8 protein-coding genes are annotated in these 13,532 nt (G+C 75.7%); 1 reads left to right on the top strand and 7 read right to left on the bottom strand.

Going from position 1 to position 13,532, the window contains the following annotated elements:
- The first annotated feature begins 15 nt into the window (after window positions 1–15).
- Window positions 16–2,286 (top strand): MinD/ParA family protein, encoded by a 2,271-nt coding sequence (locus ACIG5E_RS31215; protein ID WP_396539093.1) that lies wholly within the window; start codon window positions 16–18, stop codon window positions 2,284–2,286.
- A 73-nt stretch (window positions 2,287–2,359) separates the two neighbouring features.
- On the opposite strand, the gene ACIG5E_RS31210 is transcribed toward ACIG5E_RS31215, so the two are convergent.
- The 7 genes from ACIG5E_RS31210 to infB all read right to left on the bottom strand — a co-directional run bounded on the left by ACIG5E_RS31210 (window position 2,360) and on the right by infB (window position 13,429).
- On the bottom strand, window positions 2,360–3,304 hold the full coding sequence (locus ACIG5E_RS31210; protein ID WP_396539091.1) for a bifunctional riboflavin kinase/FAD synthetase: 945 nt from the start codon (window positions 3,302–3,304) through the stop codon (window positions 2,360–2,362).
- A 65-nt stretch (window positions 3,305–3,369) separates the two neighbouring features.
- Window positions 3,370–6,936 (bottom strand): serine protease, encoded by a 3,567-nt coding sequence (locus ACIG5E_RS31205; RefSeq protein WP_396539089.1) that lies wholly within the window; start codon window positions 6,934–6,936, stop codon window positions 3,370–3,372.
- A 214-nt stretch (window positions 6,937–7,150) separates the two neighbouring features.
- Window positions 7,151–8,080, bottom strand: coding sequence for a tRNA pseudouridine(55) synthase TruB (gene truB / locus ACIG5E_RS31200; RefSeq protein WP_396539087.1), 930 nt, complete (start codon window positions 8,078–8,080; stop codon window positions 7,151–7,153).
- A 46-nt stretch (window positions 8,081–8,126) separates the two neighbouring features.
- Window positions 8,127–9,230, bottom strand: coding sequence for a bifunctional oligoribonuclease/PAP phosphatase NrnA (locus tag ACIG5E_RS31195; protein ID WP_396539085.1), 1,104 nt, complete (start codon window positions 9,228–9,230; stop codon window positions 8,127–8,129).
- Between the two features lie 2 nt (window positions 9,231–9,232).
- Window positions 9,233–9,673, bottom strand: coding sequence for a 30S ribosome-binding factor RbfA (rbfA, locus tag ACIG5E_RS31190; protein WP_030289888.1), 441 nt, complete (start codon window positions 9,671–9,673; stop codon window positions 9,233–9,235).
- Window positions 9,674–9,826: 153 nt separating this feature from the next.
- Window positions 9,827–10,123, bottom strand: coding sequence for a DUF503 domain-containing protein (locus ACIG5E_RS31185; protein WP_030289887.1), 297 nt, complete (start codon window positions 10,121–10,123; stop codon window positions 9,827–9,829).
- Window positions 10,124–10,291: 168 nt separating this feature from the next.
- Entirely contained in the window at window positions 10,292–13,429 is a 3,138-nt protein-coding gene (gene infB / locus ACIG5E_RS31180) for a translation initiation factor IF-2 (RefSeq protein ID WP_396539083.1), read from the bottom strand.
- Window positions 13,430–13,532: the final 103 nt, after the last annotated feature.

Raw genomic sequence — 13,532 nt, 5'->3', positions numbered from 1 at the left:
CACGAGGGAGCCCTAGTGAGCAGCGATCGGGACGGCGTCTACGTCGGCGACAACGCGGCGGAGGACGACGACGACTGGTCCGACGCGCCCGATTACACTCCCCCGTCCTGGTACGTGCAGTCGGGTCCGGCGGCGCCGCCCGCTGCCGGGCAGGCTCCGGCGGCCGAGCCTGCCGTTCCGGGGGCCGTCCCGGCGCAGGCTCCTGTTCCCGCTCCGGCTCCGGCTCCGGCTCCGGCTCCGGCTCCGGCGACCGAGCAGGCGTCCGAGCCCGTGGCCCAGCCGCAGGCTCCGGTTCCCGCGCAGGCCCCGGCCCAGGTTCCTGCCCCGGCCCCTGCCCCTGCTCCGGTGGCCGAGCCGGGCCCGGCGCCCGCCCCGGTTTCGCCGGTCCCGCCCGTCCAGGCCGAGGCGCAGCACGTTCCGTTCCCGATGGCGGCCGCGGCCCCTGCCCCGGGCCCTGGCGTGACGCCGGAGCAGCCGCACGCCCCCGCTGCCGCGGCCTGGCCGCCGGCGGCGGAGGCACCGGCGCAGCCGAGCGCGCCGCAGCCGCAGCCCTACCCGGCGCACATGGCGGCACCGGCGCCCGCCCCGGTGCCGCAGCCGGTGCAGCCTGTACCGCCGCAGAACTTCGCGCAGCCGCCGGCCCAGCCGGTGCCGGGCCAGCCGGTGCCGGGTCCGCAGGCGCCGCACGACCCGCAGCCCGGGTGGGATCCGCAGGCCGCCTGGGCCGCCCAGCCGCAGCCCGGCCAGCCGGGTCAGCCGGCGCAGCCCGTCCAGCCGCACCCTCAGCCACAGCCCGCGCCGCCGCTCCAGCCGCAGCCCGGCCCGGTGGACCCGCGCCAGGGCGGCTGGCCGCAGCCCGGCGCCTACCCGCCGCCGGCCGCGCCCCAGCCCGTGCAGCCGGCCCAGCCGCAGCAGCCAGGCCCCGCGCAGCCCTGGCCGCCGCAGGGCGCCGCCACGCCGCAGCCCGCCGCGTTCCAGCAGGCCGCCGCCCCGCAGCAGACCGCGCACGGCGCCCCGCTCGGCTACACCGCCGCCGTCGAGCTGTCCTCGGACCGGCTGCTGCGCAGCCAGCCCAAGCAGCAGCGCCAGCAGCCGCGGTTCCAGTTCGGCGGCAAGGCCGCGGCGGCCGAGAAGGCCCGCAAGCTGGAGATCATCCGCACTCCGGTGCTGAGCTGCTACCGGATCGCCGTGATCAGCCTCAAGGGCGGCGTCGGCAAGACCACGACCACCACCGCGCTCGGCGCGACCCTGGCCAGCGAGCGCCAGGACAAGGTGATCGCGATCGACGCCAACCCGGACGCCGGCACGCTGGGCCGCCGGGTCAAGCGCCAGACCGGCGCGACCATCCGCGACCTGGTGACGGCGATCCCGCACCTGCGCAGCTACATGGACATCCGTCAGTTCACCTCGCAGGACCTGAACTCGGGCCTGGAGATCCTGGCGAACGACGTCGACCCGGCGGTCTCGACCACCTTCAACGACTCGGACTACCGCCAGGTCATCGAGGTACTGGGCCGCCAGTACCCGATCATCCTGACCGACTCCGGCACCGGCCTGCTGTACAGCGCGATGCGCGGGGTGCTGGACCTCGCCGACCAGCTGATCATCGTCTCCACCCCGAGCGTGGACGGTGCCTCCAGCGCCTCGACCACGCTGGACTGGCTCTCCGCGCACGGCTACGCCGACCTGGTGCAGCGCAGCATCACGGTGGTCTCCGGGGTGCGCGAGACCAGCAAGATGATCAAGATCGAGGACATCGTCGCGCACTTCCAGACCCGCTGCCGCGGCGTCATCGTGGTGCCCTTCGACGAGAGCCTGGCGGCCGGTGCCGAGGTCAACCTCGACATGATGCGGCCCAAGGTCCGCGAGGCGTACTTCGAGCTGGCCACCCTGGTCGGCGAGGACATCATCCGGGCCCAGCAGGCGGCCGCCCAGCAGGCCGGCTGGCAGCAGCAGGCACAGGCCGCCCACCAGCAGCAGCCCGGCCAGCCCCAGCCGTACGCCGACCCGCAGCAGGCCCCCCAGCCCGCGCCCGGCGCGCCGTGGGGGGCGCAGCCCGGCCAGCCCGCGCCCCCGTCCGGCTACGGCTGGCCGCAGCAGCAGGGCACCCCGCGGCCCGGCTACGACTACGACTGCCTGCCGCCCGGCGGCCCGGGCCAGCCCCAGCCGTACGCCGACCCCCAGCAGCAGGCCCCCCAGCCCCCGCCGCCGCCCGGCTACGGTTACCCGCCCCAGCAGCAACCGCCGGGCTACGGTTACCCGCCCCAGCAGCCGCCCCAGCAGTAGGACGACGAGGGCCCGCCGACCGGGAGTCGGCGGGCCCTCGGCCGCGGTGCCGGACGAAAGCCGGCCCCGAACGTCAGTCGGCGTCGGTCAGCTCACGCGCGCGCTTGACGTCGTCGGCCATCCGGTCGAGCAGCGCCTCGATGGAGTCGAACTTCTCCATCCCGCGCAGGTAGGCCAGGAAGTCCACGGCCACGTGCAGGCCGTACAGGTCCAGGCCGACCCGGTCGATGGCGTACGCCTCGACGGTGCGGGCGGTGCCGTCGAAGGTCGGGTTGGTGCCGACCGAGATCGCCGCCGGCATCCGCTCGCCCTGGGCGGTCAGCCAGCCCGCGTACACGCCGTCGGCCGGGACGGCGCTGTGCGGCACGGTCTCCACGTTGGCGGTCGGGTAGCCGAGCTCGCGGCCGCGCTGCGCGCCGCGCACCACGACGCCCTCGACCCGGTGCGGGCGGCCGAGCACCTCGTTGGCGCCGGTCATGTCCCCGGTCTCGACCAGTCGGCGGGTCAGGCTGGAGGAGAACGGCTCGCCGTCCCCGGCGCTGCCGCACACCTGCAGGTCCACCACCTCGACCTGGAAGTCGTCCGCCCGGCCCAGCTCGGTGAGCAGCGCGACGTCCCCGGCCGCCTTGTGCCCGAAGCGGAAGTTGGGGCCCTCGATGACGACCCGGGCGCGCAGCGCGTCCACCAGCACCTGCCGGACGAAGGTCTCCGGGGACTCCTTGGAGAACTCGGTGGTGAACGGCAGCACCAGCACCGCGTCCACGCCGAGTTCGGCGATCAGCTCGGCCCGGCGCGGGTGCGGCGCGAGCAGCGGCGGGTGGCTGCCCGGACGGATCACCTCGCGCGGGTGCGGGTCGAAGGTCACCACGACCGAGGGCAGGCCGAGTTCGCGGGCCCGCTCGACCGCCTGCCCGATGATCAACTGGTGCCCGCGGTGCACCCCGTCGAACGAGCCGATGGTGACGACGCTGCGTCCCCAGTCAGCGGGGATCTCCTCCAGGCCACGCCAGCGCTGCACCCGACTGCTCCTCGTTCCGTACGGTGCGTACCCTCGGTACGCTCAAACGCTCAAAACCCGAACCCCTATAGCGTGCCATGCGTCTGCCCCGGCTCAGGCACCGGAATGGGGGTTGAGCGCACCGGTGCGCGAAGGGCCCGCGCCGGGGCGGTCCGCTCGGCCTCGGCGGCGGCGTACTGCGGGTCCCGTCCGGCGGCCACCAGGGCCCGCATCCGGGCCAACCGGGGGCCGTCGGGGGCGGTCGGGGCGGCGTCGCGCGGCCACTGGGCGAGCAGTTGGGCGAAGGCCGCCGAGCGCCCGGCGCAGCGCACCAGCAGGTCGTCCGCGTCGGCCAGCCCCGGGGTCGCCCGGGCCAGCACGGCACGGGCCCGGGCGGGATTCTCGGCCGCGCAGTGCTCGGCGAGGCGTTCCACGGCGGCGGTGAGCACCGCCCGGTCGGTCTCGGTGGCGAGCAGGGCGTCCAGCAGCTCGCAGCGCAGAGCGTCCGCCGCCGGGTCGGCCACCGGGCAGGACAGCACCTCGGCGAACGGCCCGCGGACCGCCGCCGTCCGGGCGGCCAGCGCGGCGCCGAGCAGCACCCGCAGCTCCAGCCGGGCGGTCGGCCCGTCGATCGCGGCGTGCCGCAGACGTCGGCCGAGGTAGTCGACGGCGACCGGCCCGGCCAGCTCCGGCTGCTGGCGCAGCAGCCGGGCGGCCAGTTCGGCGCTCCGCCGGACGGCGACCGGGGCGCGGGCGTCGGCGAGCACCCGCAGGGTCTCGGCGGGGGCCGCGCCGGGGGCCGCCAGCCGGTCGGCGAGCGCGGCCAGGACGGGCTCCGGGTCGCTCTCCAGGGCCGGGGCCAGCGCGTACGGGGTGAGGAAGGCGTCGCCGCCCGCCCGGTGCAGGGCGAGGGCGGCGTCCAGGTGCTCGGCCCGGGTCGCCGGGTCGCCGACCAGCAGGGCCAGGGCGGCGCCGTGCAGACCCGGTTCGTCCTCGCGGGCGAGCAGGGTCAGCGCGCTGAAGCGCAGCAGTTCGGCCCCGGCCCCGGCGGCGTACGGCGCGGTCCGCAGCGCGTGCACGGCGGCCGCGACGTGCCGTTCGGGCCGCCGGTCGTGGCTCCAGCGGTCGACCGCGCGGCAGAGCGCGGACGGCTCCTCGGCGGCGAGCACGGTGAGCAGCGCGTCCGCCCTCGGGTGCGCGGTGTCGGCCAGCGCGTCGGCCAACTCGTCCAGGGCCAGCCACCGGTGGGCGTACAGCAGGTCCTGGGCGAGGTCCGCGACCCCCACCCCGGTACGGCCGGGGAGTGCGCCCGGGTCGTCGAACCAGGCGCAGAGCAGCGGGAAGACCGTGACCGGGTCGGCGCGCAGCCGCTCCGCGACCGCGCCGAGGAAGCGCTGTTCGGTGCCGTCGGCGGCCACCAGGCGGCGCAGCAGGGCGAGTTCGGCCTCGGCGGGCAGGCCGAGGCCGGTCCAGAACTCCGGGCCGAAGCGGCCCAGCCCGTCGAGCGCCTCCGCACTGCCCGCGACGGCGGCCCGTTCGGCGATCCGGCGGGCCAACTGGTCGAGCAGCGCCCGGTGTTCGACCGGGTCGGGGCTGGCGGCGAGTCCGGCGGTGAGCAGCCGGGCCGCCCACCAGGCGGGTTCGCTGCCCGGCGGGCGCAGGTCCAGCGCGCGCCAGATCCGGTGCAGCCACGGGTCCAGGGCGGGCGCGCCCCAGGTCTCGGCGACCCGGCGCAGCGCGGCCGCGACCGGGCCGATCCGGTGCCGGGGGACGGCCGGGCCGGAGCCCTCCGACCCGGGAGGGGTGTCCTCGGCCTCGCCGAGCAGCATCCGCAGCGCCGCGTCCAGGTCCAGGTGCCGGCCCTGCAGCCAGTCGGCGAACTCCCCGTGGGCGAAGCGGAATCCGGGCCCGGCGGGGACGAACAGCCCCTCGGCGAGCACCGCCGTGGCCCAGCCGCCGTCGACCGGGAACAGCTCCTCGAAGGCCTCCCGGCCCAGCGCGCCCGGCTCCTCGCCGAGCATCCGCCGGGCCGCCTCGTGCACCCGCCCGGCCACCGCCGCCGCGAGCCGGCGCACCCGCCGCTGGCGCGGGCCGACGAGCCGGGCGGCGCCCCGGCGGTGCGCGCCGGGGCGGCGCGGCCGGCCGTCCTCGGCCAGCCGCTGGGCCACCCGCAGGCAGCGCAGGTCCAGGTGGGCGTCGAACAGCTCGCCGCGCCGCGCCGGTCCCTCGTGCAGGCCCTGCGCCCACAGCTCCCCGGCCAGCCGGACGGCCAGCGGGTGCCGGGCGTCCTCGGCGGCGGTCGGGCGGCCCGGCGGCAGCCCGTAGCGGCGGCGCACCCGCTCGGCCGCATCGGCGGGCAGCGGGCCGAGCCGCTGCCCGGCCAGGGTCGGCGCGCCGGGGCCGGCGCCGTCCATCCGGACGGTGGGGGCGCTGGCCAGGTCGCCGTCCGGTGCCGGGTCCGCCGGGCGGGGGGCGTCGTGGGCGCCGCTGCCCCACGGCTCGGCCGCCAGCCGCTCCCAGACCTCCTCGCCGCAGGCGGTCAGCAGCCGTGCCCCGCAGCCGGTCAGCCACTGCCCGGCGCCGCGCAGCCAGCGCGGGTCCAGTTCGGCCGGGGCCTCCTCGGGGCCGTCCAGGAGCACCAGCAGCGGCCGCCCGGCCGCCGCGCACAGGGCCGCCACCGGTTCCGGCGCGGGTGCCGGGACGCCGAGTTCGGCCGCGGTGGCGGCCAGCGCCCGTTCCACCGGTTCGGCGAGCGAGCGGTCCTCGGCGCGCAGGTCGGCGCCGCGCAGCCAGAGGGTGGGCAGCGGCCGGGTGCCGCCGGAGCGGCGGACGGCCAGCGCGGCCAGTTCGGTGGAGCGCCCGCTGCCGGGGGCGCCGACCAGGACGGTGACGGTCGCCTCCGGCTCGTCGGTGGTGGGCCCGTCCGGCCGGTCCACCCGGTCGGCGGCCAGCCCGGCCACCCGGTCCGGCCCGGCCCCGGCGGCGGCCAGCTGGGCCGCGGCCAGCCGCAGCACCCCGGCCAGGTTCAGCGCCGGCCCGTACCCGGGCACCGCCGCCGCGTTGCGTGCCAGCAGCGCGGCCAGGGCGTCGGCGACCACCGCCCCTCCACCGGCCGGCACCGCCGACAGCGCCCCGCCCCCCAGGCCGGGCGCGGCCAGCGCCACCACGGCGCCGCTGCGGGCGTCCAGCACCGGCGAGCCGGCCGGCACCACGACCCCGCCCACCGCCGGCACGTCCAGCACCAGCACCCCGGCCAGCGAGTGCCCGCCGTACGCCGCGCCGCTGACGCCCAGCAGCCCGCAGCGCAGTACGACCGCCCGGCCGTCCTCGCCGGTGAGCGCGGGCAGCAGCACCTCGTGCCCGGCGCCCACCGCGGCCACCGGCAGCGGCGGCACCGGCAGCCCGCCGACCGCGTCGGTGCGCAGCAGGGCGAGCCCGTGCCCGGGCAGCGGCAGCACCGCGTCCGGGCCGAGCACCCGGGTCTGCCCGCCGGGGGTGTGCAGCACCACCCGGTCCAGGCCCGCCACGGCCTCGTGCGCGGTGAGCACCCCGCCCTGCGGGTCGGCGACGAACCCTAAGCCGTGCAGCCGCCCGTTGAGGTCGCGGATCCGCAGCAGGTACCGCCCCGGATCACCCTCCGCAAACCCCGGCATGAACGCCCCCTCGACCGTCGCTCGGGCCCGTCGCCCGCTCGCCGCCGGGAGCCTGCCCGCCGAGGCGGCGCCCCCACCGCGCCCGCGCCGCTCACCACGGTCGTTCACTTCGTGCGCTCCCTCGGGCGGGTGACGCCCCCCGTGCGGGTGAAGGGCCCGCAAAGGTGAACCCCCGCCGGGATTCCCGACAGGGGTTCACACAGGAAACGACGGCTCAGCCGACGAACACCGCGACCGGCTTCGCCTGCCCGCCCTTCTCCTCGACCAGCGCGAGGAAGCGCCCGTCCGGCCCGAACACCGCGATCGGCCCGTCCACGCCCAGCCCGGGCGCCTTCAGCCGGGCGCCGTGCGACAGCTTCTGCGCCGAGTCCTCGTCCAGGTCCCAGCGCGGGAAGACGGCCGCCGCGGCCGCCGCGATCGGCAGCACCTCCAGGGGGCTGGCGGAGTCACCGGTGACGGCGGTCTCCAGCTGCTCCAGGGTGCGCGCCGACTCCACCCCGTACGGCCCGACCTTGGTGCGCCGCAGCGCCGTCAGGTGCCCGCCGACGCCCAGCCCGGCGCCCAGGTCGCGGGCCAGCGCCCGGATGTAGGTGCCGGAGGAGCACTCGACGGTGACGTCGAGGTCGATCACCGGCGTGCCGTCCTCGGCGACCGCCGCGCGCTGCTCGTGCACGGTGAAGGAGTGGATCGTGGTCGGCCGGGCCGCGAGCTCGAAGTCCTCGCCCTCGCGCACCCGGGCGTACGACCGCTTGCCGTCGATCTTGATCGCGCTGACCTTGGACGGCACCTGCATGATCTCGCCGGTGAGCGCGGCGATCCCGGTGTCGATCGCCTCCCGGGTGACGTCCTGCGCCGGGGTCGAGGCGGTGACCTCGCCCTCGCGGTCGTCGGTGACGGTGGTCTGGCCGAGCCGGATGGTCGCCTCGTAGGTCTTGGCGGTCAGCATCAGATGGCCGAGCAGCCGGGTGGCCCGCTCGACGCCGATCACCAGCACGCCGGTGGCCATCGGGTCCAGCGTGCCGGCGTGCCCGACCTTGCGGGTCCCGGCCAGCCACCGCATCTTGGCGACGACCCCGTGGGAGGTGATGCCCTCGGGCTTGTCGACGATCACCAGGCCGTCCGGGCCGGTGCCTTTGCGCTTCATCGGGTTCTTTCTCTGAGACGTGCGGGAGGTGCTCAACACAGGATGGTCAATGGAGGGGCCGCAGCGCACCCCGGAACCGCTCGACCACCACGTCGACGTCCTCCCGGGCGCTGAACCCGGCCGCGAAGACGTGCCCGCCGCCGCCCAGTTCGGCGCAGGCGGCGGCCACGTCGACCGCGCCCTTGGAGCGGGAGGAGCCGCGCAGGGTGCCGTCCGGGTCCTGCTTGAGCACCAGCGCCACCTCGGCCTCGGCCGGCCGGCGCAGGATGTCGATCAGCCCCTCGATCTCCTCGACGGTGACGCTGAACAGCGCCAGGTCCTGGTACGGCACCCAAGTCCACACCAGGCCCAGCCCGTCGGCCGCGTCCGGCTCGTAGACGGCCCGGTCCAGCGCGGCCGCGAGCACCTTGAGGTATCCGAAGGAGCAGGTGTCCCACAGCTGCCGGGAGATCAGGTCGTGCCGGATGCCGGTGGCCAGCAGCCGCCCGGCGAGCTCGTGGGTCGCGGGCGTGGTGGCCCGGTACTTGAAGGAGCCGGTGTCGGTGGCGACCCCGGTGTACAGGCAGGTGGCCAGGGACTGGTCGAGCTCGACGCCGAGCCGGCGCAGCAGCTCGTCCACCAGGACGGCGGTGGCCGGCGCGGACGGGTCGATCAGCTGGTGGGTGCCGAAGCCCGGGTTGGAGGCGTGGTGGTCGAACACCACCAGGACGGGCGCCGCGAACGCCTTGTCGTGCAGCAGGCCCAGCCGGCTCTGCGCGGCGACGTCGAAGCAGAGCACCAGCTCGGGCACGTCCGGCACCTCGGCGGCCGGCACGATCAGCTCCTGGCCGGGCAGGAACGCCAGCGACTCGGGCACGATCTGCGGGTCGTCGCCGAAGGAGACCCGCACCTGCTTGCCCAGCGCGCGCAGCGCCAGGGCGGCCGCCAGCGAGGAGCCCAGCGCGTCGCCGTCCGGGCAGATGTGGCAGATCAGGTCGATCGAACGGGCCCGCCCGATCTCCGCCACCACCTGCTGCCAGATCAGCTCGAAGCCGCTCTCCTCGGTGCGCGGCCCCGGGAGCGCCGCGAGGGCACCCTCCACCGTGCTGGTGGAGGACGCCCCCGTGGTCGATCCGGCTCGCGAGGCGGCCTGCGCCGGCTCACCCGCCATGACTACTCGTCCTCGTCGTCACGCTCGGACGCCGGCACCCGGTACGGGTCCGCGTCGCCGGCGTAGGTCGCGCCCGCGGCGGTGGTGCGCACCGCCGCGTCGATGGCCTTGGCCCGGTCGAGCAGGTCGTCGATGTTCCGGGCGTTCTCCGGCAGCGCGTCCGCGACGAAGGTCAGCGTCGGGGTGAAGCGCACCCCGATCTTGCCGACCTCCGAGCGGATCACGCCCTTGGCGCTCTCCAGCGCGGCCGCGGTGGCCTCGCGGTCGGTCTCGTCGCCGAAGACGGTGTAGAAGACGGTGGCCTCGCGCAGGTCGCCAGTCACCCGGGTGTCGGTGATGGTCACGAACCCCAGTCGCGGGTCCTTGATCCGCCGTTCCAGGGTCTGGGCGACGACCACCTGGATGCGGTCGGCGAGCTTGCGCGCCCTTGCGGTGTCGGTCACGTTGCCTCCTCGTGCAGTGGGCCCGGTACCCGGGCGAGCTGCGCACCCGTCGGGGCCCAAGCCCCAAAGTACCGGCCCGCGCCCGGCCTTGCGGGCGCTCTCGGTCCTGATCTGTGTGAGAACGGCGACTTCCGCCGGCCGGCTCCACAGCCCTCATTCGTCGTCGTCGTTGTGGTAGCGCCTCCTCGCGGAGAGGAGCTGCACCTCGGGGCGGCCGGCGACCAACCGCTCACAGCTGTCCAGGACCTCGGTGACGTACCCGGCTTCGCCGGAGACCACCGCGAGGCCGATCTCGGCCCGGCGGTGCAGGTCCTGGTTCCCGGTCTCGGCAGCGCACACGCTGTACTTGCGCTGCAGTTCGGCCACGATGGGCCGCACGATCGAACGCTTCTCCTTGAGCGAGTGGACGTCGCCCAGCAGCAGGTCGAAGGTGAGTGTTCCCACGAACATGTATGACAGGTCTCGCCGACCTGGAAGGCCTCGGGGAAGGCGCGGCCCGGAACCGGGCCCGCGCCGGGACTGTCGGAAGGTGACTTCCGAACACCCCGGACCCTACACAGCGAGACCGGGGCCGGTCGACGGAAATACCATCCGTCGACCGGCCCCGGCTGACACCGACTAGACGCGCGGCTTCTCGCGCATCTCGTAGGTCTCGATGATGTCCTCGACCTTGATGTCGTTGAACGACCCCAGGGTGACACCGGCCTCGAAGCCCTCGCGGACCTCGGTCGCGTCGTCCTTGAAGCGGCGCAGACCCTCGATGGTGAGGCTCTCCGCCACGACCTTGCCGTCGCGCAGCAGGCGGGCCTTGGCGTTGCGGCGGATGATGCCGTCGCGGACCAGGACACCGGCGATGTTGCCGAACTTGGAGGAGCGGAAGACCTCGCGGATCTCCGCGGCGCCGAGGCGCACCTCCTCGTACTCCGGCTTGAGCATGCCCTTGAGGGCGTTCTCGATCTCCTCGATCGCCTGGTAGATGACCGAGTAGTACCGGACGTCCACGCCTTCCTTGTCGGCCGCAGCGCGCGCACGGCCTTCGGCGCGCACGTTGAAGCCGATGATGATGGCGTCCGAGCCCATCGCCAGGTCCACGTCGGACTCGGTGATGGCACCCACACCGCGGTGCAGGACCCGGAGCTCGACCTCCTCGCCCACGTCCAGCTTGACGAGGGCGTCCTCGAGGGCCTCGACCGAACCGGAGACGTCACCCTTGATGATGAGGTTGAGCTGCTCGATGGAGCCGGCGGCGATGGCCTTGTCCAGGTCCTCCAGGGACACCCGGACCCGACGCTGCGCGAAGGCGGCGTTGCGGTCACGGGCCGAGCGCTTCTCGGCGATCTGGCGGGCGGTGCGGTCCTCGTCGACGACGATGAAGCTGTCGCCGGCGCGGGGCACCGAGGTCAGACCGAGCAGCAGCACCGGGCGGGACGGGCCGGCCTCGGCGAGGCTGTTGCCGTTCTCGTCCAGCATGGCGCGGACACGGCCGTAGGCGTCGCCCACGACGATCGAGTCACCGACGCGGAGGGTACCGCGCTGGACCAGGACGGTCGCCATGGCGCCGCGGCCCTTGTCCAGGTGGGCTTCGATCGCAATACCCTGCGCGTCCTGCTCGGGGTTGGCCCGCAGGTCGAGCGAGGCGTCCGCGGTCAGGACCACGGCCTCCAGCAGCTGGTCGATGTTCAGACCCTGACGCGCGGAGATGTCGACGAACATGGTGTCGCCGCCGTACTCCTCGGCCACCAGACCGAACTCGGTCAGCTGGCCGCGGACCTTGGTCGGGTCGGCGCCCTCGACGTCGATCTTGTTGACGGCGACCACGATCGGCACACCGGCGGCCTTGGCGTGGTTCAGCGCCTCGACCGTCTGCGGCATGACACCGTCGTTGGCCGCGACCACCAGGATCGCGATGTCGGTGGACTTGGCACCACGGGCACGCATGGCGGAGAACGCCTCGTGACCCGGGGTGTCGAGGAAGGTGATCGGGCGCTCTTCGCCGTTCACGATCGTCGCCACCTGGTAGGCACCGATGTGCTGGGTGATGCCACCGGCCTCGCCGGCCACCACGTTGGACTTGCGGATGGCGTCCAGCAGGCGGGTCTTACCGTGGTCGACGTGACCCATGACGGTGACGACCGGCGGGCGCGGGGCCAGCTGGTCCTCGTCGCCCTCGTTGGCACCGAAGTCGATGTCGAACGACTCCAGCAGCTCGCGGTCCTCGTCGTCCCGGCTGACGATCTCCAGGACGAAGCCCATCTCGTCCGCCAGCAGCTGCAGCGTGGCGTCGGAGACCGACTGGGTCGCGGTGACCATCTCACCGAGGTTGAACATGACGGAGACGAGCGCGGCCGGGTTGGCGTTGATCTTCTCCGCGAAGTCCATCAGCGAGGCGCCGCTCGACAGGCGAACGGTCTGGCCGTTGCCGCGAGGCAGCATCACACCGCCGACGGACGGGGCCTGCATGGCCTCGTACTCCTGGCGCTTCGCCCGCTTCGACTTGCGACCGCGCGCCGGGCGACCGCCCGGGCCACGACCGAAGGCGCCCTGCGTGCCACCACGGGCACCCGGACCGCCGGGACGACCGCCGAAGCCGCCGGGACGCGGGCCGAAGCCACCGCCGCCACCCGGGGCACCGCCACCGGGACGCGGGCCGCCGAAGCCACCGCCACCGGCCGGACGCGAGCCCGGACCGGCCGGACGGCCCTGGAAGCCGGGACGGGCACCGCCGGCACCCGGACCACCCGGACGACCGCCGGGGCCACCCGGACCGCGGCCACCCGGACCCGGACGCGGGCCGGCCGGACGCTGCGGCATCATGCCCGGGTTCGGACGCGGCATGCCGGACGGGGTCGGCCCGCCGGGACGCGGCGCGGCCGGACGCGGCATGCCGTCGGGACGGGGGGCACCACCCGGACGCGGAGCACCGGCACCCGGCGCACCACCCGGACGCGGACGGTCACCACCGGGACGCGGAGCACCGGCACCCTGGGCACCGGCCGGACGCGGACGGTCACCACCGGGACGCGGAGCACCGGCACCCTGGGCACCGGCCGGACGCGGACGGTCGCCACCGGGACGCGGGCGGTCGCCGCCCTGCGCACCCGGAGCACCCGGACGGGCACCCGGCGCGCCCGGACGGCGGTCGCCGGGGCGGGCCATGCCGGTCGCGCTGCCCGAGGTGAACGGGTTGTTGCCCGGACGCGGGCCGGCCGGACGCGGGCCCGGACGGGCGCCGCCACCGGCCTGGCCGGCCGGGCGCGGGGCCTGGGCGGCCGGACGCGGGGCGTCGGCACCGGCCGGAGCCGGCGAGGAGAACTCGGCCGCGGGAGCGGCCGGAGCCGCCGGGGCGGCGGGACGCGCGGCCGGGCGCGGGCCCGGGGTCGGCGCACCCGAACGCGGGGCGGCGGGAGCGGCCGGAGCCGCGGGGGCGGCCGGGGCGGCGGGAGCCGCAGCGGCCGGAACGGGACGGGGACCAGGGGTCGCGCCAGGGCGCGGACCCGGGGTCGGGGCACCCGGCTTGGGTGCACCCGCGGCACCTGCCGCGGGCTGGGGCGCCGCGGTCTTCCGCGGGCCCGGCTTGGCAGCGCCACCACCGGTGGGGGCCACACCAAGCGCGTCAGTCAGCTTGCGCACGACCGGCGCCTCGATCGTCGAGGACGCCGAACGGACGAACTCGCCGAGCTCGGTGAGCTTGGCCATGACGGCCTTGCTCTCCAAGCCAAGCTCCTTGGCGAGTTCATAAACCCGGACCTTAGCCACTTCACTCCTGTCTATGAGTCCGGGGGTCTCGTCCGCCGGACTGTCGCTACTTCATGGGCGTACCCATCGCGTACTCATCGCGTACTCATCGAGTGCTCATCGC

The organism is Kitasatospora sp. NPDC053057 (genome assembly GCF_044546945.1).
Lineage (GTDB): Bacteria > Actinomycetota > Actinomycetes > Streptomycetales > Streptomycetaceae > Kitasatospora.
Note: the sequence above shows the minus strand (reverse complement) of the source record. Positions and strands in the feature narration are given on the sequence as shown.